Below are 24,280 nucleotides of genomic sequence, written 5' to 3' on the forward strand. Positions count from 1 at the left end.
ATGCACGCTCTTGAAAGGAGGTGATCCAGCCGCACCTTCCGATACGGCTACCTTGTTACGACTTCACCCCAGTCATGAACCCTGCCGTGGTAATCGCCCCCCTTGCGGTTAGGCTAACTACTTCTGGCAAAACCCACTCCCATGGTGTGACGGGCGGTGTGTACAAGACCCGGGAACGTATTCACCGCGGCATGCTGATCCGCGATTACTAGCGATTCCAGCTTCACGTAGTCGAGTTGCAGACTACGATCCGGACTACGATGCGTTTTCTGGGATTAGCTCCCCCTCGCGGGTTGGCAACCCTCTGTACGCACCATTGTATGACGTGTGAAGCCCTACCCATAAGGGCCATGAGGACTTGACGTCATCCCCACCTTCCTCCGGTTTGTCACCGGCAGTCTCTCTAGAGTGCTCTTGCGTAGCAACTAAAGACAAGGGTTGCGCTCGTTGCGGGACTTAACCCAACATCTCACGACACGAGCTGACGACAGCCATGCAGCACCTGTGTCCACTTTCTCTTTCGAGCACCTAATGCATCTCTGCTTCGTTAGTGGCATGTCAAGGGTAGGTAAGGTTTTTCGCGTTGCATCGAATTAATCCACATCATCCACCGCTTGTGCGGGTCCCCGTCAATTCCTTTGAGTTTTAATCTTGCGACCGTACTCCCCAGGCGGTCAACTTCACGCGTTAGCTACGTTACTGAAGAAATGAATCCCCAACAACTAGTTGACATCGTTTAGGGCGTGGACTACCAGGGTATCTAATCCTGTTTGCTCCCCACGCTTTCGTGCATGAGCGTCAGTGACGTCCCAGGGGGCTGCCTTCGCCATCGGTATTCCTCCACATCTCTACGCATTTCACTGCTACACGTGGAATTCTACCCCCCTCTGACATACTCTAGCCTTGCAGTCACAAGCGCCATTCCCAAGTTGAGCTCGGGGATTTCACGCCTGTCTTACAAAACCGCCTGCGCACGCTTTACGCCCAGTAATTCCGATTAACGCTCGCACCCTACGTATTACCGCGGCTGCTGGCACGTAGTTAGCCGGTGCTTATTCTTCCGGTACCGTCATCCCCCCGCTGTATTAGAGCAAGGGATTTCTTTCCGGACAAAAGTGCTTTACAACCCGAAGGCCTTCTTCACACACGCGGCATTGCTGGATCAGGGTTGCCCCCATTGTCCAAAATTCCCCACTGCTGCCTCCCGTAGGAGTCTGGGCCGTGTCTCAGTCCCAGTGTGGCTGATCGTCCTCTCAGACCAGCTACTGATCGTCGCCTTGGTGGGCCTTTACCCCACCAACTAGCTAATCAGACATCGGCCGCTCCTATCGCGCGAGGCCTTACGGTCCCCCGCTTTCACCCTCAGGTCGTATGCGGTATTAGCTAATCTTTCGACTAGTTATCCCCCACGACAGGGCACGTTCCGATGTATTACTCACCCGTTCGCCACTCGCCACCAGGATTGCTCCCGTGCTGCCGTTCGACTTGCATGTGTAAGGCATGCCGCCAGCGTTCAATCTGAGCCAGGATCAAACTCTTCAGTTTAATACCTGTGTGGTTCCGAAGAACCTCGCTCTTTCGAGCGGTCGCTCACTCTCAGAAAACTGACTGGTTACATCCGAAGACATAACCAACATGTTTTACTGTGCGAGCACTTTATAACTTGTAAGCTAAAAGACCGAAGTCTTCCGCATCCGCTATCAAGCGCCCACACTTATCGGTTGTTTGTTTGTTAAAGAACTTGCCGCGGTTCGCTTTGCTTACCGCGTCGCTGCGTTTGCTGCAGCAGAGAAACGAGATTATGAAGCGTGATCATCGTTTCGTCAACAGGTTTTTTACTTCGGTTCGCTGCGCTGTTTGCGCCGCCAACCATCCCGCCAACCCCGCAACCCTTGTCCCGTCTGCTTTGCAGCGGCGTTTCGTGTTGCGAGGGGGCGAATCATAGGGGACCCCCTCGGCCTTGGCAAGCGTTTTCTTGAGCGAATCTTTCGAGAGGACTAAAGTTGAGCATAATCAACATTTCGGATCAATTTTGCTCGTATGCCTGCGCTAGCAAAGCGATGTCTAGCTTACGCATCTTGAGCATTGCCTCCATGACCCGAGCCGACTTGCCCGCATCCTTGTCCTGCAGCAGCCGGCCGAGGATCGATGGAACGATCTGCCAGGACACGCCAAACTTATCCCTGAGCCAACCGCACTGCCCTTCCTCCCCGCCAGCGGACAATTGCCCCCACAGGGCGTCCACTTCCGATTGCGACTCACAGCTCACAAACAATGAGATAGCCGGGGTAAATGTGAAATGCGGTCCGCCGTTGAGCGCCGTGAACTCGAGGCCCTCCAGCTCGAACGAGGCCGAGAGGACTGAGCCATTCACTCCCGGGCCGGCTTCCCCGTAGCGCATGACCCTTCCGGGCCGCGAGTTCTTGAAGACGGACGTGTAGAAATGCATGGCCTCTTCAGCCTGGCCGTCGAACCACAGGAAGGGGGTGATCTTCTGCATGAAGTGTCCTCTGATCGGTCATATCCGTTAGTTGCGCCAATGCGCGGCCGGCCAGCACGCGTCAATGACGACGACAAGCGACAGGTCAGGATATCAACATGGACATGAATTCCGGCGCACGCAAAACGCCTGCGGACCGATAACGCACGCGCCGGCAGTGACACAGCCTCGTCGCGCGACCCACACGAGTTCGCTCAAGTCGCCTATTCATGGTTGCGGAGGGCCTTGTGCCGCGCGCAGCAGAGGCACCCGAACGCCAGCAAGGCACCCAGCACAAGCACGCCAATGGCTAAGCCCCTGGCAGCACACCCCCCCTCTGCGGAGCACTCCCCATCCAGATCACACTTTCCCATAACCATCTCCTCAAACCTGCGCCAGGAAAATCTGACGGTTCCATGCTAGATCAAGTCGAAGGGAGAACAAAGCACACACCACCCGTCACCTGCCGCGAGGTGCAGCTTGCCAGCGCATGGAGTCTTGGCGGTCTCCACCTCCTCAAAGGGCGACAGCCGGCTTGCCACTGCCGGCCCCGGCATCCAGCTCAGGACGTCTTCCGCAATAACGCCCTCGCCACAAGAGGGACGCCAGTGCACCATCCCGCCGCTGATGCGCCCTAGCGTTGAATCTAGGCCAAGAAACTGCAGAGGGTAACGACAAGCTTGTACCGACCCGCCCTGCAAAACCGCAAACAATGGCACACGCCATCAAGTACGCTGTCCGCCACCCCGATTCGACTTAATTCTGACTTAGAAAAGTCTCAGTTGGTTTAGGTGCAGTTTGCGCTATTTTCACAAGCATTCTTGGCATGCGCCAGGCGCCCTACCCGGCCCACGGAGGGGCTCACAATCCAAGTGGAAAAAACAGCGATGCTGTCCTTCAGCGCCAAACTCACCCTCAAGCTAGCCGCCACGCTTTGCCTGGTCGTCCTCCTGCTCGGAAGTGCGTACGGGCTCTTCGGCCCGCATGGCGGAAGCGAAGTGTCGCAGGCTGCGAACGCCGGCCACCCCAATACCGTGCTTTCCTTGCTGATGCATATCCTTGGTCCGATTGCTGCGATCCCCGCCCTAATCGGTATGTGGTCGCAGCGATTCCCCGCACTGGGCGGACTGGTCCTCGCCTGCCCAGCCATTGCGACGTTGCTGCTGCACCGTTTTGTCATCGGATAAGCCAGACGTCAGATGGTCCCAAGGTAGCCCCCCCTACCCCCGCCTCTTTCCGCCTAATTTCCCCGCAGGAGTTCGCCGCCGCTCGTTGCGCGGGTTGCCCCCAAACGGGAACCAAACCCGGTACCAGATACCCAATAGGGAATGCCGTTTCCTCGGCAACACAGGGAAAGAACCATGAAGCAAACGTTGTGGGGACGGCTGGCGGGCTGCGCGCTACTGGCACTCCTTATGGGATGTGCCAGCCAAGGCGCCGATGGCCGGGCGTCAAGCATCACGGCATATGGCGCCGTTGACATGGGCATCTCACGCACCAGCGAAAAGTAGCGCGCGGTACCTGCCAAGGCGGCCACTTGATGGCGAGCGGTAACAGACAAAAACAGGCAAAAAAAGCAAAAAAAGAACCCGCAACGCGGGTTCTTAAATTTGCGATCTCAATTGCCCTGAAGGCCTTGGTAATCTAGCTGTCATTTCCCATTCGTACTATCCGGGTAAACCGAAGTCGACCATGCGGTCGCAGTACCCACGACAAAAAAAAGCCCGCACTAGGCGGGCTGAACAATCAGTTGAAGAAAGCCCTGTATTCGAGGGCAAGCACAGTGTAAGAACTTGCGGCTTCGTGACTAATTAGGGGAATCCCTTTGCCATGGCGGCAAAGCGGCCCGCCGCGACGATCAAGTGCGCATCACAGCCCCCCGCGACTCCCGAGCATAAAAAGGATATTCGAAGTTAGAGGAAATACTCCAGCCAACACCGCAACAAGCGCTCAACATCCATTATGCTCGGGGCGCACAAATGCGATCTATTCGCAATCAGGACTGCTTGCTGGCCGCATACGAGAGTACCTCCAGAGAATCCGGACTCCAGCCGCTAGCCCTAGCGGATCTTGCTCAAGCCGCCGCGAGGGATGGCGCGCCTCCCGGCAGCAGATGCGCCCGCGCCTCTTCAAACATAGCGTCGACGGCTGCGCGTGTGCGCACCGCGTGCATGCGGCGCGCATCCGACAAAACCCGCCGCCAGCCGCGGCCGCCATGGATTCCGCGATGCAGGCCCAGCATATGGCGCGTCACCGCGCCCATATAGCCGCCCTTCTCGACCAAATCCCCGATATAGCGCTGCATCGCCAGTTCAACGTCCAGCCGTGACGGCACCGGGGTCTGCGCAGTGTAGAAACGCCTGTCCATTTCCGCCAGCACGTAGGGCTGGTGATAGGCCTCGCGTCCAATCATGACGCCATCCACATGCGCCAGGTGCACGTCCATCTCGTCGTGCGTGACGATACCGCCGTTGATCAGGATCTCGAGATGCGGGAATTCCTGCTTGAGTTGGTAAGCCACTTCGTAGCGCAGCGGCGGGATCTCGCGATTTTCCTTCGGGCTCAATCCCTTCAGGATCGCATTGCGCGCATGCACGATAAAGGTCTCGCACCCCGCATCAGCCACGGTGCCGACGAAGTCGCGAACAAAGTCGTAATGTTCGATCGTGTCAATGCCGATGCGATGCTTGACGGTCACGGGAATCGATACCGCGTCGCGCATCGCCTTCACGCAATCCGCCACCAGTTCCGGTTCCGCCATCAGGCAAGCACCGAATGCGCCGCGCTGAACCCGCTCGGAAGGGCAGCCACAGTTCAGATTGACCTCCACGTAGCCCCATCGCTCACCCAGTTTCGCCGCGGCGGCCAGGTCAGCGGGCTCGCTGCCGCCGAGTTGCAGGGCCACGGGTTGCTCAGCGGCGTCAAAGTCGAGATGACGAGCCACATCGCCATGAAGCAGCGCACCAGTGGTCACCATCTCAGTGTACAGCCAGGTATGGCGGCTCAGTTGCCGGTGAAACATACGACAATGACGATCAGTCCAATCCATCATCGGTGCAACTGAAATACGGCGAGGAGTCGAATTCATGGTCTTACAGCTTCAAAGCTAAGTTCTTCGGGCGCCCGGCAGCAGTCTCGATCCCTGCCCTTGCACCCATTCCAATGCACTCCCTGTCAATTTGCCTCGACCTGCACCAGCTTTTGGTCGCAAATCAACAAAGATAAGGAAACGCTCACGCTGCGCGTGAAAGCACGAGAGTATACGGCACCCCGCCCTCGGTCGCCGGCGGCCGCCCCGACGTGCCGCCAGCCCGCGCAACAACATCCCTCGTTCACGTCACCCGGCGTGGCAAAGCAGACAGAATGCGGTGTGCCCCGCCCTTTCGGGGGGGCGTGCGTGGCTGCCGCCAGCAGCCATTCCTAGCCAGGAGCTTTCAATGTTGATGCGAGACGCAATCCCCCATGTGCTTAGCCGCGGTAGCGACATGTTCACGCGAGACATACAGGAGACGCCCCCGCAAAAGACGTTCCATCATGCAATCGATATCTATCTCAAGGATTCCAACGCCTTCATGAATACTTACTTTGCGCGCTACTTCGAGTGGCAGGGTGTCTGCCGGGAACGCTGGTTCCACGAGTGCATTCACGACAACCTGCTGGCTGCCGGAGGCGTGTTCGTGACCAAGCGCGCGCATCAGGAGTACGTGGAAGAGACCTTCCCGTTCCAGAAGGTGGACTGCTACCTCAATACCTTCCAGGTGAAGCAGTGCTCGGCTTACCTGCTGTTCCGCTTTTGCGTTGGAGGCCGCCCCGTGTCGCTCGGCTACCAGCAGATCGTGTTCGCCGGCAGGGACAAGCGCATCATGCGCTTCCCGAAGGAGATCGTGGAGCGCGTCAAGGAGTATGAGTTGAAGTTGCCTACCTTCGCTAGCTAAACGGGCCCCGCCCCGCTGGCCGGCACTTGGCTGGCGGGGCGGGCACGCATGACACGGCCTTTGCCGGTGTGCGCGTCCGGCAGGCGCAGCGTGAAGGTGGTATGGACGCCACGCACGGATTCGCATTGGATGCGGCCATCGAACGCCTCGACCACGCGCCGGCAGAAGGCCAGCCCCATGCCAGCGCCGCTGCCGTGGGCCTTGGTGGAAAAGAAGGGATCGAAGATCCGCGGGAGGACTTCCCGCGCGATGCCGGGGCCGGTATCGCTGAAGCGAAGCAGCCAGCAGCCGCGTTCTTGCACCACTCCGATCTCGATGCGGCCGTCGACGCTCGCACGCATGGCCTGCAGTGCGTTCTTGAGCAGGTTGAACAGCACGTAGACCAGCAGCGTGTCGGAGCCCCGGAAGCACCAGGCCGGATCAATCGGGCCTACCGCCACCCTTTCCCGCTCCCCCGCCAGGAACGGATAGCGCTCGAGAGCGGACACCACGCAGTGCCGCAGGGATTGTGCGGTGAAGCTATGGCGGTCCAGCCGTTCCAGCGTGACGGAGGCAAGCGCCATGTCGATCACGGTGTGGGTGCCATCAATCTCCCGTTGAATGGAGGCGACCAGGCCGGCGGCCCGGTTCAGTTGCCCGGGCCGCATGCTGTCCTTGCACAAACCGTGCTCCACCGCCAGTTGATAGCCGGCCAGCAGATCGGGCCAGGCTCGGCCGATTTCGTCGGCCTGCAGGCGGATCGTGGTCAAGGGGGTGCGCACCTCGTGCGCCACGGTAGCCGCCAGCGAGAAGGGGTGCATCAAGTCGTAGCGCACGATGGTCACCGCAAGAATGCCCAGGCTGATGCCGATAAAGATCACGCCCGGCGGATAAAAGGCATAGCCGTAATTGGCCGCGTAGTCGACCGCCGCCAGCGAGTAAAGGCACAGGCTCACCAGGCACAGATCCAGACGCTTGCGCTTCTCGCCCGTGGCGCTGCGGCGCGCGCCCAGTAGCAGCCAGCCGCTGCGGCAGGCCAGCAGCACCGTCTGCGCCACATGCAGCGGATGCAGCCGCCCGGCCTTGGGGTACTCACCGAAGAAATAGGTATAGAAGCCGGACACCACCTCACCGCCAGTCAACACCATCACCGCCAGCACCAGGGACAGCCCGTAGGAAACCAGCAGCAGCGGGCGCTCGGTGCGGCACTCGGTGACCTCGGTCACGAAGTGATAGAAACAGGTCGGCAGGAAGATGATGAACAGATAGCCCACCTTGGCGAGCAGCAGCGCCACATCCGGCTGCTCAGCCTGGAACAGGAAGGCCCAGGTTCCCTGCCAGGCAAAGGTGGTCACGCACATCAGAAAGAAGGACGTGGAAATGCGCGTGACGCCCTTGGTGACCAGCACGTACAAGCCGAATCCCAGAAAAATGGCGGACACGAAGGCTGGCAGGATGGCGTACATGGGGTTCCGGAGGGGCCGGGCGGCGCGCCCGGACGGGCGTCAGGCTGACCGGCAACCGCCATTCTAAGTCGCGGCAAGCGCACCTGCGCAAAGTCCGGCTAATGACGGCCCTGCACGACATTGAAGTGCCGGGGCCTGCCCGGCTAGTTCACCTGCCCGGCGTCGATGGTCCGCATGGCCGAGGCTTCCGCCAGGGCAATCGCGGCTTCCGCCGTGCCAGCCACGCCAGCCTCTTCCTCGAATGAAGGCTGCGGCGCGTCGCCGAAGGCGTCGGAAATGACAACCGTCGCCATATAGCCGCCACCAGCCAGCGCAGCCGCGCGTGCCACCACGGCATAACCGCCGTACTCGAATCGTCGTTCCATCGTGCGGCTCCTCGTCGCTGGGGATGAAGCCATGATAGATGGACACGTCGCTGCGTGGCCAGAAGAAGGCATCGAGCACGCATGCGGCGTGGCGCAGGTCAAGCACCCCAGCCCACCCTGAGCGCTGGCGGGAATACGCACCAGCACCCATCGGCATGGCGGAAGAAGAACATCGACAACTGCCCCGACGGGCGGGCCACATCCACTCGGATACAGCCGCTGCGGCAAGCCCGCGAACTGCGCACGCGGGTGATCCGCGCGGGTGCCGCCAGGTTGGCGCCAAGCCATTTGTCGATCAGCCCACGCAGGGATATCTTGGCGGTTTGCATGTCAGTCTCCTGGACTTGCCTTGTTGATACGCCCCACGTCAGGCGCTAGGCGGCACGGGCACCGAAGTGCGCGCCCTTGAACTCGGTTTCGAGAAATGCCCTGAGCAGGTTGGCGACGGCCTGCACAGCCATGGAGGGGTGGTGCAGGCAGGCTTCCACTTGCTCGCTGCGGCCTTCGCCAAGCAGGCACCAAGTGCAGAAATGCTCGCAATTGTTGGTCAGGAGCCGGTAGTTGTCCTCACCGAGGCGGGAGCGGGCGCGCGCCACGGCTTCCAGGCCGACATACCTGGCGCAAGGATTGGCCTTCACGGTGACTGTGTGGCCTGCCGCGAAAGCGCCCACCGTGGTTTCCTCCACAGGGCCGCGATGGAGCGAGCCGGCAAAGCCGGCGTAGTGGACGACCTTGCCGTCGCCAATGTAAATGCCGTGATGGGCATAGCCGCGGCGTTCCGTGACCAGGTGCGCGCCCAGGGGAAGGTCGGCATCGATAGCCTTGTCTTGTTGTTGGTGTTGGTGGTTCATGGCTGCCTCTGATCTGTTTGCTATCTGTTTGCTGGCTGCAGGCATTGCCTGCTGGTTGCCATACCGTCCGCATCAACCGTGCCACCCGGCGCCATCCCAGGCAGATCAGGGGATTGCGGAGCTTTCAACCGGACAGGCAGGGGATAAGCGTCTGCGGCCAGCCAACAGCCTGATGCCAATAGTGTTGGTGCCATGCCATCAGAGAGGCCCCGATGCCGTGGAAGCCATGGCGAAGTGGATGCGATGGCCGCGGCAGTGCTCTATGGCGCGACTTCGCGCGAGACAGCTGCCGGGCGGCGAGCCCGAGTCAAATCGGTGGGTTTCCCCCACCATGCCGGCAGAGGATGTTGGCGTTGCGCCAACGCTCACGGCCCCGCCGCGAAGTCCGAGATCAGCCTGGCGTCGCCAACGAGGAGGGGAAACACAGAAAATTCAAGCACTTACGGCACCGCATCGGGCCAGCCGCATCACTGGCATGCGCTTTGCTCTATAGAAGCATGGCAAGTAGCCACGGACCGCAACACAGCCCCTACTCATCCCACGCACCGGAGACCATCATGGCGGCGCTCACCATCAAAGACCTCTACACCAACCGCACGCTGGACGGCCAGGCCATGGCGGCCATCCGCGGCGGCGGCGCGCCCTGGGTATTCGGCTGGATCCAGCCCTATTCCCCGCCCCGGCAGAGCGTTGGGCCCGTCGTCAACTTTTACGAGATCAACAACAGCTTCTATGCTGATCAGATGGTTAACCAGTTCCAGAACATCGACGTTCGCAATACGGCGCCCGGCGCGAACATCAATGTGCAAGCGGGACAAGGGGCAAGGAACGACGGCCGGATGTAGCCCGGTTCGCGCACAGCCCGAACGGCCCGGCCATGCGCCGCCCGCCACGCCAACGCCACCCAGGCGCTGGCGTGGCATTGCGGCGTCCAAGCTTGCCCGAACACCGGAGATGATCGTGACCTGTGCATCGCAATTCCGCTGGACTTCAGCCGCTCGCACCGATGTCGGCCTGGTACGGGAGCGCAATGAGGATGCCTGCCTCGCCCAGCCGGAGCGAGGGCTCTGGGTGGTGGCGGATGGCATGGGCGGCCACGCGGTTGGCGACTATGCCAGCAATATGGTCGTGGAGACGCTGTCCCGGCTGGCCTTGCCGCACAGCCTCGATAGCTTGCTCGACGGGGCCCGCATCGCCTTGCAGGAAGTCAATCGCGAACTGCTGGAGGAAGCGGCACGCCGGCAGGTCCGGCGCATTGGCAGCACGGTGGTAGTGCTGATGGCCTGCGAACGCTTCTGTGGCTGCCTGTGGGCAGGCGACAGCCGCATCTACTTGTACCGGGATGCGCACCTGACCCAGTTGACGAGGGACCACAGCCGCGTGGAAGAACTCAAGGCGCGCGGTCTGATCACCGCGGAAGAAGCCGTGCATCACCCAGCGCACAACACCATCACCCGGGCGGTCGGCGCGAACACGGCGCTGGAACTGGACCAGACCTGGGTGGAAGTCGCGGACGCCGACATGTTCCTGCTCTGCAGCGACGGCCTGAGCAATGAACTGCGGGACCCGGAGATCGCCAGCGTGCTGGCCTGCGGCGATTGCGAACTGGCGGCGCAGGCGCTGGTGACCGCGGCGCTGGGCCGCGGCGGCCACGACAACATCTCGGCGGTGGTGGTGCGCGCGGAGGATCTCTACGCCTCGGACAAGACCATGGTGAATCCCGCGCTGTAGCCTGGCGTGCGGCTCACCGCCTGCCCTCCTACCGCGCCTTGCCGCCCTGCGCGGCGCCCTGATTGCGAAAATCCTTGGAATGGATGCCGTGTTTCTTCAGGAGCATCTGCAGGTGCGAGCGATTCATGTCGAAGCGCCTGGCCAGCTCCGCCACCGTGCCGCCGACCTCCTGCAATCCCCGCTCGAGAAAAGCGCGTTCGGCTTCATCGCTGGCGGCGCGCTTGGCTTCGCTGAGCGAGGTGGCCGTGGACGCATCCACCACGAGCGGTGCCGCGGCGCCGCTGGTGACTGGCGCCGGAGCTGATGGCTTGGGCCGCAGGTCCTGTGGAAGATGCTCGAGATCAGCCGTATCGCCAGCCAGGCACGAGGTACGGTACATCAGGTTACGCAATTCGCGGATATTGCCCGGGTAGGCGTAATTCATCAGGAAGTCGCGCAGGCGCGGGGTCAGCTTGACGGGCCGGCGCTTTAGCGCGCCGGCCGCCTCGTCGCCGAAGTACGCTACCAGCAAGGCGATTTCGTCGCGCCGCTCGCGCAGCGGCGGCAGCGTGACGTGGATCACGCTGAGGCGGTAGAACAAGTCTTCGCGAAACTTGCCCTCCTCACTCAGGCGCCGCAGGTCCCGGTTGGTGGCCGCCACGATGCGCGTGTCGACCGAAATCGTCTCGTCGGAGCCGACCCGCTGGATCTCGTGCGACTCCAGCACGCGCAGCAGCTTGACCTGCCCGGTGAGAGGCAACTCGCCAATCTCATCAAGGAAGATGGTGCCCGTGTGCGCGCTCTCGAACTTGCCGCGGCGATCATTGGCGGCGCCCGTGAAGGCGCCCTTCTTGTGGCCGAACAACTCCGACTCCAGCAGATTCTCAGGGATGGCCCCGCAGTTCACCGAGATATAGGGCTTGTCCGTCCTGGAGCCGTTGGCATGGATCACCTTGGCCATCAGCTCCTTGCCCGTGCCGCTCTCGCCATCGATCAACACCGGCAGATCAGTGGGCGCCGCTTTCTCGGCGATCTCCAGCGCCTCCAGCAGCTTGGGATTGTCGCCGAAGGTGCCCTCAAAAATAAAGCTGCGTTCCAGCAACGCCTGCCGGCGCTCGCGCGGTGCCAGGTCGGCCGGAACAGGCTCCGCCACGGCCGCCTGCACAAAGCGCTCCTTGTGCGATAGCTGCATCACCTCGTCGCGCAGCGTAGTGGCCTGCTTGAGCAGCTTCTCGATCTCCGTGCGCTCGAGCTTGGAGGCCCAGCGCAACGTCGAGCGCAGGATTTCGATCTTCTCGATCAGCCCGGCATAGGAGATGGCCGACCCGACGGAGCCACCCTGGTTGAACAGCTTCATGTCGCGCTCCCCCATGCGTCGCGATACGGCAGATATGCCAGAAGCGCCAGATGCGCCGTTGCCGCCCAGCGGCACCCGGGCTGTGCGAAAGCGCTCACTCCGAGCTCAGCTGCTTCTGCACCAGCTGGTAGTACATGCCCTTGCGCTCCAGCAGCTCCTCATGCCGCCCTTGCTCGACGATGGCCCCTTCGTACAGCACCAGGATCTTGTCCGCGCGCATGATGGTGCTCAGGCGGTGCGCGATGATCACGGCCGTGCGGCCCTGCAAGATCTCCTGCATGTTGCCAAGGATATTGCTCTCCGATTGCGTGTCCAGCGCCGAGGTTGCCTCATCGAAAACCAGCAGGCGCGGATCGTGATAAAGCGCGCGGGCAATGCACAGGCGCTGGATCTGCCCGCCGGACAAACCCACGCCGCGCTCGCCCACCACCTGCTCGTAACCCAGGGGCAGCTTGCTGATGAACGCGTGGGCGTCGGCCATCTTGGCGACTTCCTCGATATGGCGGCGATCCGGGCTGTCGTCGCCGCAGGCAATGTTCTCGGCGATGGTGCCCGAGAACAGCAGGTTGCTCTGCATCACGTAGCCGATCTGCGCGCGGTAATACTCCTTATCGATCACGCCGAGGTCGTAGCCGTCCACGGTGATCTTGCCCTCCGTGGGCACGTAGAACCCCACCAGCATCTTGGCCAGCGTGGTCTTGCCCGATCCGCTGCGTCCCACGATGGCCAGCAATTCGCCGGGCTTGATGCTGAAGCTGATGTTCTCCAGCACGTAGGGCGTTTCGGCGCCGCCGTAGCGGAAATAGACGCCGTCCAGGTTGATCTCGCCTTGCAGGTCCGGCAGCATCACGCGCGATGCCAGATCCTGCGGCTTTTGCTCCGGATCGAGGTCCAGCACGTCGCCCAGGCGCTCCATCGCCACGCCGGCATCGTTGAGCTGGCCCCACAATGCCACCAGCCCCATCAAAGGCGCTAGCACGCTGCCCATGAAAGCGTTGAACGCAATGAGCTGGCCAACGGTCAGCTCGCGCTGCAGCACCAGGTTCGCACCGACCCATAGCACCGCGATGGTGGTCGCGGCATTGAGCAACTGGCTGGCCAGCCCAACCAGGATATGGAACGCCTGCGCCCGGTACTGGACCTCCAGCGCCTTGGCGTATTTCTTCTCCCACTTCAGGCGCACCGGACGCTCGATTCCCATGCCCTTGACCGTTTCCACCCCGCCCAGCGCCTCCATCAGGTAGGACCGCGCATCGGTCGTGGTGGTGAACACCTCGCGCGCGAAAGCCTTGACCTTTGGCGTTGCCACGATCGTCAGGATCGCGATCGGGATCACGAAGGCGATCAGCACCAGCGTCATCTTGACGTTGTAAAGGAACATGATGGTGAAGTAGATAAACACCATCAGCAGGTTGAGCGCCGTCGTCACCGTGGACTCGGTCAGGAAGGCGCGGATAGTCTGGTTCTCCTGGAAACGCGCAAAGATGTCGCCCGTCTTGCGCTTGGCAAAGAAGGAAAATGGCAGCGACAAGGTGTGCTTGAAGAAGTGCGACATCATGGCGAAGTCCATATTGCGCACCATGAAATTGGCGAGATACGCCCGCACCGAACTCATCAGTTGCGAAAACACACTGGAAACGATCAACCCAAGTATCAGCAGGTTCAGCAGGCCCATGTTCTGGTGCACGACCACCCCGTCAAGGATGTTCTGGATGATCAGGGGCGGCACCACGCCCAGCACCTGGATCACGAAGGTCGCCATGAACAGGTGCGCAAGGATCCGTTTGTACGGTGCCAGGTAGCCGATGAAGCGCAGCCAGGGCGAGCGTGCCACCGCCAGTTGCGCCATGCTTTCGCCGGAGGTGAAAAGCAGGCAGGTGCCGCTCCACCCGCGCTCGAACTCCTCCACGCCCATCTTGCGAAAGCCCAGGGCCGGGTCGGCCACCCACACCCAGCGCTTCGATACACCGTAGACCACCACGTAGTGGTAGCCCTCCCAGTGCACGATGAACGGCAGCTCGAAACCCAGCAGGGAATCATGCGTGCACTGCACGCCGCGCGTGGTAAAGCCGAGCGACTCGCCGGCGCGCGCCAGGCTGTCCAGCGTGGCGCCCTGCGTGGTCACGTTGGCCAGCTCGCGCAGCTTGCCGAGCGTCATGGAGATGCCGTGATGGCGGCAGATCATCGCCAGGCAGGCAGCGCCGCAATCCATCTCCTCGGCCTGCTCGACCAGAGCGAAGCGGCGGATAACGCGTTCGCCGAACTCCGGCTTCGAGCGCAGATCGAGCATCACCGGATGCTTGCGCCGCTCGGCCATCCGCTTTTGCCGATGCAGTTCCCTGTCGATAAAACGTATGCGCTCCTCCAGCACCTCGCGCAGCTTGGGATTGCGCTCCAGGATCAGCTGCACGGTCTTCTCCGGAATCACCAGCAGCCGCGCATCCGTGCCGGCGATGGCCGACGCAATCTGCTCCTGTCGCATCACGCAGGCGCGCTCGCCAAAGATATCGCCCTGGCGCAAGGTCGCCAACGGATACTCGACTCCCTCCTCGGTGCGCACAATGCGCACTTCGCCCTGGCGCACCACGTACAGGCGGCGATCCTCCCGTGCATCCTGCTTCAGGATTTCCTTGCCGGCGGACACGCGCTTTACCCCCACGCTGCGCACGGCCTCCTCCAGCTCACTCTTGTCGAGCTTGCCACGCAGGTCGAACAAGCGGGCGACAAAGCCGCCGGCCGACCCGATCGCCACATAGCTGGCAACAAAAGCCATCGCCGCCGGATTTTGCGCAATCATGGGTTCGGTCGCACTGCGCGGAATAAAGAGCAGCTCAGTCTTGGCGGACGAACGCACCGAGGATTCATGCCGGTACTCGCGCAGCATGGCGATGTCGGCAAACACCTCGCGCGCCTTGCGCACGCCAAGGCTGACTTCCTTGCCATTGTCCTCGTTGAAGATGCGCACGGACCCCGACTTGATGATGAAGAGCCCGTCTGCCGCCTCGCCCGCATTGCAGATAGTCTCGCCAAAGCCGTACGAAAGCGCTTGCGCATGCTCCGCCAGCCGCTCCATTTCCTCGCGCGAGAACGGCGAGAGTATTTCCACGCCAGCCAGGAAGTCGGCGAGCGGATGCAGTTCGGGACTGGCTTGCATATGCGTCTGGGCGCTAGCGGCTAGCGCGCTTCGATGACGTGTTCCTGCGCCCTGGCCATCAGCCAGTCTTCACGCAGGAGCCGGCGCACCTCCGCCGCCACATCGGCATCGAGCGTGGCGGGATGCTTGGCGCTCACCATGAAGATCTCGAAGAAGGAGCGGTCCTGGGACGGGAACGGACCAAGCAGGTCGCCGGTGGCGGCGTTGAACACCTTGGCTTCGATATCCGTCTTCAGCGAGCCGCGCAAGACCTTGCCGATCGCGCCGCCCTGCTCCTTCGTGTCCGCGATGGAGTGCTCGCGCGCCATCTCGGCAAAGCTGTCGGGATCGTCCCGCAGGTAGGAGATCAGCTCCTTTGCCTTGCCCTCGGCGTCTACCACGATATGGCTCACCTCGATGCTGTCGAACTTCGGCGAGTGCAGCTTGAAGTAGGCCTCGACCGCCTTGTCGCTGGCCACCTCGGCAAGCATCTTTTCCTGGTAGAGACTATCGGTTACGAACGACTCGAACTCGTCCAGGCTCACACCGAGCACATCGAGGTAATGGTTCATCTGCGTCGCCCGGTGCAAGCCCTGCACGCGCCGGAACTGATCGGCGCGTTCCTGGATATCCTCGGGCGACACGGTGATGCCATGCTTCTTCGCCGCGTGCACCGTGAGCTTGTCCCTGACAATCTGCTCGACCAGCCCTTCGAATTGGCCCGTGAGCTTCAAGACCCGGATGAACTCCTCGACCCCGATGACTTCATCGTCGACCCGCACAATCGCTGTCATCTCGTCAGCTCCTTGATTGTTTCCCATTCGCCAAAATCCACCCGCACACAGGTGCGGGCCGCCGATGCGTCTCCAACTACCTTCCAAGCGTCGCCGCCATCCGCTGGCTTCAGCCCGCCACCTGCCGGAACGGATCCAGCCCCAGGTCAATCAGGCGCCGCTCGCGCACCACGATTTCCGCCGTCGCGGTCATGCCGTAGCGCAGCGGGTATTTGTTGTCCGCCACCGTGTAGTAGTCTTGCGCCAGCCGGACGCGCCCCTCGTACACCGGCTGCTTGTTCGGCCCCGCCAGCTTGGTCGCTGGCGAGATGTACTCGAGCGTGCCGGCAATCAAGCCATAGCGCTGGTAGGGAAAAGCGTTGAATTTCAGCTTGACGGGCAAGCCCTCGCGCAGGAAGGCGCGATCACGCTCGGCAATCTCGATCTTGAGCACGGGGCGTGCATTCTTTGGCGCGATGCCGCCCAATGGCGCATTGGCCAGGACCTTGTCACCGCGCTGCGTGGAGCTGACATCGGTGATCACGCCCGCCACGGGCGCCAGGATCAGCAGGAAGTTGTCCTTGTCGATATTCTCGAAACGGATGCGCGCCGCCGCCTCGGCAACCAGCCGCGCGGTCTGCACCTGCAGGCGCAGCTTGTCTTCCGTATTGGCCATCTCGCGCAGCGCGGCGTCGTACTGGATGCGCAGGTTGGTCAACTCCTGGCTGCTGCCTTCGAGCTGCACGGTAGCCTGGTTGAATTCCTGGCTCAGCTTGGAATCCAGTTCGGCCAGCCGCGACTGGGCAATCTGCAGCGCGTTCTCCGCCTCGACAGCCGCAATCCGCTTGCCCTCCACCTGTGACTGCGAGACCCCGCCGCCGCCCGGCAGCGCAAACAAGCGGGCATAGCGGTCCTGCTCCTGGCGCGCGAATTCACGCGTCCGACGTGCGCTGTCCAGGTTGCTGCGCGCCTGCTGCAATTGTGCCCGCTGTTGTTCCGCGAGCCGGGTCGTGCCCTCCGCCGTGCGATTCTCGTGCAGGCGTTCCGCCACATCGATCTGCTGCTTCAACGCTGCCGCCTTGCGCTCCATCAACAGCTTCTTGTCGGGAAACTGCTTCCACTCCCGCTCGGAATCCTGCAGCTTGAGCTGCGCCTCCAGCGCATTGGTGGCGGCCTCGATCGCACCACGCGCATTCAGGCGCGCCAGCACGTCGTCCTTGTTCACCGGCTGGCCCTCGGCCACATAGAGATCCGCCAGCTCCCCGTCCACCGGCGCATAGAACCGCCGCACTTCGGACTCCGGGGCAAGGGTGCCGTCCGCGGACACGATCACATCCGCATGGCCCACGAACGACCAGACCAGTGCACAGACGACCAGCGACACCATGACCAGCACGGAGATCTGCATCAGTTTCCAGGGCTCCGCGCTGAGAATGGCGATGCCCTCAGCACTGTGGTCCTCAAGCGCCTCGGACAGCGGCTTAAGGCGATTGTCTCGGCTGTCGTCCTTCATCACCCTCCCCTCCAATCAATGCCAGCTTGGACTTGAGCAGCGCAGGGCTCAGCACCATGCGCAATTCCTGCAGGGAACGCCGCTGCAGCTCCGTCTCCGAATCGATATCCTCCCGGACCTGGCTCCATTGCGCCGTATCGCCTACCTTCAACTGCGCGTAGATGCGCATGCCCTGGCGCGCCTGCGCGCTGGCGTTGGACAGCAGGCGTGCCTGCGCGCGGAACTTGGCGGAGATATCGGACTCCAGCCGCTGCTCGCCGCCGATGGCGCCATCGCGGCGATACTGGCGCCACGACGCAAGCGCGGCGTTCATCAGTTCCTGCGCACGCCGGATCGCCGCATCGTGTATCGCCGCCACATCAGGCTCGACAGCATGTAGGAAATAGACATCCTCGACGGGATCGAGCATGGCGTAGAACGACAGCAAGTCGTCCTCATAGCCCTTGCCGCCGTGCGCCTTCTGCAACTCGGCAAACTGCGCGGCGACGGCCTGCTTGCGCGCAAGGTCCTTGGCCGCGGCCTCGGCCCACGGCCCCGTCTTTATCGCTTGCAGCCCGGCGAACGCCTTGGCGCTGTCCCCTGCGCGCCAGGCCTTGTCCACCTCGGCGTACTGCCGCACCAGTTCCGGCGTCGGCAAGCGGCTGGCTGCCAATTCGCGAAAGCGCGCCTGGAAGGGCGGCGTGGAAAAGCTGACCTTGGCCATCTGGGCCATCAGCGGGCCTAGCGTGGCTGCGCGCGCCGCGCCGTCCAGCGCAATGTACTGCTGCAGGTCTTCCTTGATGCGATCCATGCCGGCGAGCCTTGGATACTTCTCCGCGTAGTCCGCCAGCACGGCCTGCAGCGCTTCAGGATGCTCGCTCGCCAACCCGGTGGCCAGCGACGCATTCAAGCGGTCGATGGCTGCCAGATAGACCGAGTCGTCGCTCTGCAGCTTGCGCACATAGCTGAGCGCATCGGCATAGGGCTCCCTGAATTGCGGCACATAGGCGGCAATGCGGTCCAGCGCGCGCTGGTGCGCGGGCGTGTCGTCATTCCAGTGCTTGAGCAGCGCACGCATGCCCGCTTCATCGGTGAAGATGCGGATCGGCGCATCCACGCCGCCCCGGCCGGCCACGAAGCGGTTCAGCCGGCCGATCCAGTCGAGTTCATCCAGCACGCCGCGCGCGTCGGCATTGTGCGCACCGAGCGTCTTCATATGCGCAAGCGCCGTTTCGGCGCCATTGAAGTCGCGCGCCTGCAGCTTGCCGATCCATCCCGGCACCTGGTCGCGCAGCAGCGCCTCGGTACCCATCGCGCGGAACTGCGCATGATCCGGGTGGCGCTCCAGATACGCGCCGGCCACGGCAGCGGCGCGGGCATAGTCGCCGCCGGCCATCAAGGACCGCATCTCGCGCTCGGGCGCGCCGCGCAAGTACAGGAAGAGCAGCAACGCCACGACCGCCACGGCAACGGCACCGCCCCAGCGCGCCGCGCGCTTCAGGCCAGCGCGCTCCGAAGCGCCAAAGCTGCTGCCTAGCCTGCCCATGACCAGCGCGAACTTGCCCTGCGCGCGCGGCTTGTCCGTCGCGCCGCCGTCGCCTTCCGGCTGGGGCAATGCCTCCTGATTGACCTCATCCTCCTGCTGGGCGGCATAGTCGACGCAGAAAATATCCAGGAAGGAGCCAGCCGCGGCGACAAACGTGGTCTTATCGGGATCGTGCGCCGGCGTGCCGGGTGTTGGCGCTGCGGCGGGTGCCGGAGCCGACGGGGCCGACGGGGCAGAGAGAGGAGCCGCCTGGTCCCGGGCAGGCAATTCGGCGGCATCGCACGGCGGCAGGATCGCGCTGGTGAGGGTTGCCTCGGCGGCGGCCCCGTTGCATATGCCAACCCGATAGACAAAATGATTGCCACCAAACGCAAGAAGGTCGCTCTCGCCGAGTGCGACCGCATGCTCATCTACCCGCTTGCCGTTGACGAAGGTCCCGTTGGTACTGCCAAGGTCTTCGACAAATGGATCGTTCCCTCTCAGGAAGATGTGCGCATGGCGGCGCGAGACATAGTTGACCTGGTGCGGATACTTCTCCTTGTAACGGGAGAAAGACGCATCCGCCTTGCTGATCAGGAAGGGGAAGCCAGCCACCTCAATCGGCTGCAGCCCAAGATCGTCGCGCTCGGGCACGAGCGTCAGCACTATCGGCGCCCGGCTTGCCGCCTGGACCGGCGCGCGAGCGCGTAGCCGCACCAGGTAGGACAGCGCCGTGCCGAAGCGCAGTTCATCGCCATCGCGCAGCCTGGCCGGCTGCTGTGCCACGGCCGCGCCATTGACGGTGGTGCCGTTCTTGCTGCCCAGGTCAGCGATATAGACCGCGCCATGCTCGGAGAAGATGCGCGCATGACGGCGCGAGAGCACTGCGGCCGTATCGGGCGGGTATGCAGCGAAAGGCGCTTCCGCGCGGCCTACGGCGAACAGGCTCTCGTCGATGCGGATCTCGCCGAGCTCAGGGTCGGAGATGGGCTCGAGCACGATATCGAACGCCTGCCCCACCTTCGCCCGCATCTCGACAATCAGAGCTTCGTCTGGAGCCATGTTTCGATACCACCAACAGCGCGTGCCACGACGCGTGCGCCAGCGGCAAGCCATGTTTCATGGCGACGGCGCGAGCCGGTGCGGCCCGCTGCGTCGTGAACGTGTTGACTAAGGACATAGTAGGCCACGCTTGCCCGTAGTCAAACGTCCGCCGGTGGCGTACTTCGCGCCTTGCCGGGCGTACCCGGCTTCTCGTGCGCAACGGGTTGCAGCCCCCTACTTCGAGACCTGCTGCGACGTCTCTTTCGGTGCATTGCTCACCTCGGTGCTTGGCCAACCGCCCCCAAGTGCCTTGTAGAGGGTGACAGTGTCGGCCAGGATCTGTTGGTGGTTGGCCAACAATTCCTGTTGCGCGCTCAGCAGCGATCGCTCGGTCTCGAATACATCGAGCTGGGACACCACGCCTTCCTTCAGCTGGGCCTCGATCTGCGCCGACACCACGCGCAATTGCGCAACCTGCTGCTGCAGTTCCACGCGCTGCTTCTTGTGCGCGTCGACGTTGACCAGCGCGTTCTCCACTTCCTCGAATGCTGTAATCACGGTGCGGCCGTATTCGCTCTCGGCGACCTTGGTCTGGGCCTCGCTGGTCTTCACCCGGGCACGAACGCCCGGGTCCAGCATGGGCAGATTGATGCTCGGCATGAAGCCGAAGGTGAAGGACTTCAGCAGGTCGCTCAGCGCGAAACTCGCAGTGCCGCCGCGGCCCGTCAGGCTGACGCTGGGCAGCTGCGCCAGGCGCGCCTGGCCGACCAGGTTGACGGACTCAAGCACGCGATACTCCGCCGCCACAATGTCAGGGCGCCGCGAGAGCAATTGCGACGGCAGCCCCGCCGGCACCGTCGGCAGTTGAACGCGCTCCTGCAGTCGCCCGGCCGGCACCTTGAACACGCCAGCCGGCACACCCACCAGCGTGGCCAGCGCATTCTCGGAAATATCGCGCGAGCGGCGAAGCTCCAGCAGGTCCTTGGTGAGCCTGTTGATCTCGGCTTGCTGCTGCATCACGCGGATTTTCGGAATCAGGCCGTTCTGGAACATGGCCTGGTAGGTGGCGAGGATCTGCTTGTTCCTCGCTAGCGTCTTGCTCTGCTGATCGATCTGTTCGTCGAACTGCAGTATCTGGAAGTAGGTGGTGGACACATCCGAGACCAGGGTGAGGTAGCCGGCACGCCAATCCGCTTCGGTCGCGTTGAACTCGGCGGTCTGGGCCTGCACACCCTTCTCCACCTTGCCCCAGATATCGATGTCCCAGTTGACCTGGGTGCCGAGGTTGTAGGTCTTGACGAGCGACGTGCCTGTGCTCTTCTCGAAGCTTGCCCCTGCCCCCACGTCAAAGACCGGCAGCGCGCCGGCCTTGACCTCGGCAATCTGCGCGCCCGCTACCTTGATGCGTGCGGCCAGCACCTTGATGTCGTAGTTCCCCGCAATCGCCTTGTCGACCAGTCCGTCGAGGTACGGATCCCGGAACGCCTGCCACCAGTTCGGCACGATCGTTTCCGCCGGCGAAACCGTGATCGATCCCTGGCGCGCCCAGTCCGGCTTGGCCGGCGTTTCGGGCCGCTGGTACACCGGCGGACGAAAGTCGGCGCAAGCGGCCAGTACCAGCAGGCAGGCGCCTGCCACCAGGCATCGCCGCAACGCGGCGCGCGCACCATGCACGATGAACGGGGTGGAATGGTCTGGCACGATCGCCTCCTGCGAGCGCCGGCGGGGAGAAGAGGCCACGGCGGGCACCGGCCCCCGTCAACCACATCGCCAGCGCCAGTTGCGCCGGGTCAGTCACGGCCCGGATGCAAAGGAGCCGCGCCATCAACACGCCATGCATGCATTGTGTATCCGCTAGCGGCGCGATCCAACCTGTAAATAGAGGCCCTGCGGCAAGAAAAGGGCCGCCCTGCCCGGCACGCCGGGAGGGCGGCGGTGGCTTCAACGATAGATGTTGTTCTCTGCGTTCTGCGTTGAGCTCACGTGGGACTTGATGTCGTCGGCAAAGGCCGTGTTGTTGCCGTTCATGTTGACGACGTTTTGCGTCTGCCCGATCAGCTGCTGGGCATTGAAGGTCGAGTCGATCTTGACCGCGCTGAAGACGGGCATGAAGGGCACGAAACCGCCGCGCACGGCGCGCATGGCGCGGGTGTCGAGTTCTTCGTTGACGGACAGGTCCTTGATGGCGAGGGTGGTAGTCATGGCAGTTCTCCGGGGTATTCAGTGGATTGCGAATTCGGCTTGGGGCGTGGCCCGCGGCTTAGTAGATGTTGTTGGTGGCGTTCTGGGTCGACGTCACGTGGGACTTGATATCGTCGGCAAAGGCCGTGTTGTTGCCGTTCATGTTCACGACGTTCTGGGTCTGGCCGATCAGCTGCGAAGCATTGAAGGTCGAGTCGATCTTGGTCAGGCTGAAGACGGGCATGAAGGGCACGAAGCCGCCGCGCACGGCGCGCATGGCGCGGGTGTCGAGTTCTTCGGTGACGGACAGGTCCTTGATGGCGAGGGTGGTAGTCATGGCAGTTCTCCGGGGTATTCAGTGGATTGCGAATTCGGCTTGGGGCGTGGCCCGCGGCTTAGTAGATGTTGTTGGTGGCGTTCTGGGTCGACGTCACGTGGGACTTGATGTCGGCCACGAAGGCGGCGTTGTTGCCGTTCATGTTCACGACGTTCTGGGTCTGGCCAATGAGCTGCGAGGCGTTGAAGGTCGAGTCGAGCTTGACCGAGCTGAAGACGGGCATGAAGGGCACGAAGCCGCCGCGCACGGCGCGCATGGCGCGGGTGTCGAGTTCTTCGGTGACCGGCAGGTCCTTGATGGCGAGGGTGGTAGTCATGGCAGTTCTCCTTGGGAGCGATTGGGACTTTGGTTCATTTGGGTTGAGCATCTGTGCTGCGCTCGGGAGGTACAAACGCATGGAGTGTGCCAAGGCGGGCCATGTCATCGCAGATCGCCCGCAAACGCAGGCTGGGCCTGGGGAGAGAATTTATCGGACCGGAAAAGACGTGCCAGCGGGCGGTTCGGGGTGGCCTGGATCTGATGGGTGGCGGCCAACACAACAGACACCATGTGTTTGCTCGCTGACGACAAACGATCGCCCCGTGCGACGCGCGCGGCCGCTGCAATGAAGTCACGGGGGAGTTGTGCAGCGAGCGCCGCCTGGCCGTGCGCGCAATAAGATCAGCAGCGATGCGCGCACGGCGCTCGTGATGCGGCACCGCGAAAAAAGCGCGAACCTGAATGAACGATCGGCGTTACTTCACGTAGATCGTGATCTTCTTGGAGTAGATCGGCGGGTTGTGCGGAATGTGCTTGTCGTCGGCCATCAGCAGTTGCAAGGTATGTTTGCCCGGCGGCAGCTCGATCGTGGTCTCCGTCTCGCCGGCGCCGAAATGCAGATGGTTGCGGTCGTTTGGGATTTCCTTGTCCATGGGCGGCAGATCGGTATCGATCAGCAGATGATGATGGCCGCTGTTTGGAAATTTCACGCCGCGCGGCGCGACACCCATGCCGCGCAGCCCGAACCACACCTTGATCGGCTTGCCCGCCGGCAGGACCTGGTTGTTGTTGGGAAAGCCGATGTACAGGTAGGCATGGGCGGGCGCGGGCGTGGCGTCCGCGATTGCGCTGCTCGGCATGCCACCGATCAGAAGCAGGCTGGCGGCGAGCGCAGCAGCCGGAATGAGCTTACGCATGGACTGTCTCCCGTATCGTGCCGCCGGCAAGGCGGCCCGGGGCCTTATCGAACGGTGATGGTGATCTTCCTGGAGTAGATCGGCGGATCGTGGGGCTTGTGATCCTTGTCGCCGAGCAGCAACTGCAAGGTGTGCTTGCCCGGCGGCAACTCGATCCGCGCCTCGGTCTCGCCAGCGCCGAAGTGCAGGTGGTTCCGGTCATTCGGAATCTCCTTGTCCATGGGCGGCAGGTCCGTGTCGATCAACAGGTGGTGGTGGCCGACGTTGGCCATGTCGACGCCCTTGGGGGCGATCCCCATATTGCGCAGGCCCATGCGCACCCAGAATTTGCCGCCATCGATCACGGCGCCGTCGGGCGGCCAGATGATGTAGACCTCGGCATTGGGTGGGGATGTCGTGGACAACGAGATCGAAGGCAACGGAGCCAGCAGCGACGCTGCCAATGTGCCTAGCACGGTTCGTCTGTGCATACGTTAGC

At 62.6% G+C, this 24,280-nt stretch carries 21 protein-coding genes and 1 rRNA gene; 4 read left to right on the forward strand and 18 right to left on the reverse strand.

The features are described from left to right. Window positions 1–13 precede the first annotated feature (13 nt). Both RR42_RS12650 and RR42_RS12655 read right to left on the reverse strand, forming a co-directional pair. Window positions 14–1,545, reverse strand: a 16S ribosomal RNA gene (locus RR42_RS12650). A gap of 481 nt (window positions 1,546–2,026) precedes the next feature. Next, window positions 2,027–2,500, reverse strand: coding sequence for a VOC family protein (locus RR42_RS12655; RefSeq protein ID WP_043347253.1), 474 nt, complete (start codon window positions 2,498–2,500; stop codon window positions 2,027–2,029). Window positions 2,501–3,366: 866 nt separating this feature from the next. Here RR42_RS12655 and RR42_RS12660 point away from each other — a divergent pair. Further along, complete coding sequence (locus RR42_RS12660; RefSeq protein ID WP_043347255.1) at window positions 3,367–3,666, forward strand: hypothetical protein; 300 nt, start codon at window positions 3,367–3,369, stop codon at window positions 3,664–3,666. A gap of 887 nt (window positions 3,667–4,553) precedes the next feature. On the opposite strand, the gene dusA is transcribed toward RR42_RS12660, so the two are convergent. Beyond that, window positions 4,554–5,567, reverse strand: coding sequence for a tRNA dihydrouridine(20/20a) synthase DusA (gene dusA, locus RR42_RS12665; protein ID WP_043347258.1), 1,014 nt, complete (start codon window positions 5,565–5,567; stop codon window positions 4,554–4,556). 349 nt (window positions 5,568–5,916) lie between these two features. Here dusA and RR42_RS12670 point away from each other — a divergent pair, with 349 nt between their 5' ends. Next, window positions 5,917–6,414 carry an acyl-CoA thioesterase gene (locus tag RR42_RS12670; RefSeq protein WP_043347261.1) on the forward strand — a complete coding sequence of 166 codons (498 nt, stop codon included), beginning with the start codon at window positions 5,917–5,919 and terminating at the stop codon, window positions 6,412–6,414. Here the strand turns inward: RR42_RS12670 and RR42_RS12675 are convergent. From RR42_RS12675 to RR42_RS12690, 4 genes are all read right to left on the reverse strand, one after another. Further along, complete coding sequence (locus tag RR42_RS12675) at window positions 6,411–7,859, reverse strand: sensor histidine kinase (RefSeq protein ID WP_043347263.1); 1,449 nt, start codon at window positions 7,857–7,859, stop codon at window positions 6,411–6,413. The two genes, RR42_RS12670 and RR42_RS12675, sit on opposite strands and share 4 nt — an antisense overlap. 143 nt (window positions 7,860–8,002) lie before the next feature. Then, entirely contained in the window at window positions 8,003–8,224 is a 222-nt protein-coding gene (locus tag RR42_RS12680; RefSeq protein WP_043347265.1) for a hypothetical protein, read from the reverse strand. 98 nt (window positions 8,225–8,322) lie between these two features. Next, on the reverse strand, window positions 8,323–8,553 hold the full coding sequence (locus RR42_RS12685) for a hypothetical protein (protein WP_043347268.1): 231 nt from the start codon (window positions 8,551–8,553) through the stop codon (window positions 8,323–8,325). A 45-nt stretch (window positions 8,554–8,598) separates the two neighbouring features. Beyond that, window positions 8,599–9,075 (reverse strand): lecithin retinol acyltransferase family protein, encoded by a 477-nt coding sequence (locus RR42_RS12690; protein ID WP_043347270.1) that lies wholly within the window; start codon window positions 9,073–9,075, stop codon window positions 8,599–8,601. Window positions 9,076–9,632: 557 nt separating this feature from the next. On the opposite strand from RR42_RS12690, the gene RR42_RS12695 reads away from it, so the two are divergent. Together RR42_RS12695 and RR42_RS12700 are read left to right on the forward strand one after the other, a co-directional pair. Further along, the gene (locus RR42_RS12695; RefSeq protein ID WP_043347272.1) at window positions 9,633–9,920 is read left to right on the forward strand and encodes a hypothetical protein; all 288 of its coding nucleotides are present in this window, start codon (window positions 9,633–9,635) and stop codon (window positions 9,918–9,920) included. Between the two features lie 115 nt (window positions 9,921–10,035). Further along, a complete protein-coding gene (locus tag RR42_RS12700; RefSeq protein ID WP_043352032.1) occupies window positions 10,036–10,806 on the forward strand; it encodes a PP2C family protein-serine/threonine phosphatase in 771 nt (256 codons plus the stop codon). Between the two features lie 28 nt (window positions 10,807–10,834). Here RR42_RS12700 and RR42_RS12705 read toward each other — a convergent pair whose 3' ends face one another. The 11 genes from RR42_RS12705 to RR42_RS12755 form a co-directional block, all read right to left on the reverse strand. Beyond that, entirely contained in the window at window positions 10,835–12,142 is a 1,308-nt protein-coding gene (locus tag RR42_RS12705; protein WP_043352035.1) for a sigma-54 interaction domain-containing protein, read from the reverse strand. A gap of 94 nt (window positions 12,143–12,236) precedes the next feature. Further along, window positions 12,237–15,296 (reverse strand): peptidase domain-containing ABC transporter, encoded by a 3,060-nt coding sequence (locus RR42_RS12710; RefSeq protein WP_043347274.1) that lies wholly within the window; start codon window positions 15,294–15,296, stop codon window positions 12,237–12,239. A gap of 20 nt (window positions 15,297–15,316) precedes the next feature. Next, window positions 15,317–16,069: a peptidylprolyl isomerase gene (locus RR42_RS12715; protein ID WP_043347277.1), complete on the reverse strand. Its 753-nt coding sequence runs from the start codon at window positions 16,067–16,069 to the stop codon at window positions 15,317–15,319. Window positions 16,070–16,178: 109 nt separating this feature from the next. After that, window positions 16,179–17,561 (reverse strand): HlyD family efflux transporter periplasmic adaptor subunit, encoded by a 1,383-nt coding sequence (locus RR42_RS12720; protein ID WP_043347278.1) that lies wholly within the window; start codon window positions 17,559–17,561, stop codon window positions 16,179–16,181. Then, window positions 17,530–20,127, reverse strand: coding sequence for an FHA domain-containing protein (locus RR42_RS12725; RefSeq protein WP_043347281.1), 2,598 nt, complete (start codon window positions 20,125–20,127; stop codon window positions 17,530–17,532). The genes RR42_RS12720 and RR42_RS12725 overlap by 32 nt, the downstream gene beginning before the upstream one ends. Window positions 20,128–20,343: 216 nt before the next feature. Continuing rightward, complete coding sequence (locus tag RR42_RS12730) at window positions 20,344–21,783, reverse strand: efflux transporter outer membrane subunit (protein WP_236702045.1); 1,440 nt, start codon at window positions 21,781–21,783, stop codon at window positions 20,344–20,346. A gap of 267 nt (window positions 21,784–22,050) precedes the next feature. Further along, window positions 22,051–22,311: a hypothetical protein gene (locus RR42_RS12735; RefSeq protein WP_043347283.1), complete on the reverse strand. Its 261-nt coding sequence runs from the start codon at window positions 22,309–22,311 to the stop codon at window positions 22,051–22,053. A 58-nt stretch (window positions 22,312–22,369) separates the two neighbouring features. Continuing rightward, the gene (locus RR42_RS12740; RefSeq protein WP_043347286.1) at window positions 22,370–22,627 is read right to left on the reverse strand and encodes a hypothetical protein; all 258 of its coding nucleotides are present in this window, start codon (window positions 22,625–22,627) and stop codon (window positions 22,370–22,372) included. A gap of 58 nt (window positions 22,628–22,685) precedes the next feature. Then, entirely contained in the window at window positions 22,686–22,943 is a 258-nt protein-coding gene (locus tag RR42_RS12745; RefSeq protein ID WP_043347289.1) for a hypothetical protein, read from the reverse strand. A 418-nt stretch (window positions 22,944–23,361) separates the two neighbouring features. Then, window positions 23,362–23,802, reverse strand: a complete 441-nt coding sequence (locus tag RR42_RS12750; protein WP_043347291.1) for a DUF4399 domain-containing protein — start codon at window positions 23,800–23,802, stop codon at window positions 23,362–23,364. Window positions 23,803–23,846: 44 nt separating this feature from the next. After that, window positions 23,847–24,272 (reverse strand): DUF4399 domain-containing protein, encoded by a 426-nt coding sequence (locus RR42_RS12755; protein ID WP_043347295.1) that lies wholly within the window; start codon window positions 24,270–24,272, stop codon window positions 23,847–23,849. Window positions 24,273–24,280: the final 8 nt, after the last annotated feature.

It is taken from the genome of Cupriavidus basilensis, from assembly GCF_000832305.1.
GTDB lineage: Bacteria > Pseudomonadota > Gammaproteobacteria > Burkholderiales > Burkholderiaceae > Cupriavidus > Cupriavidus basilensis_F.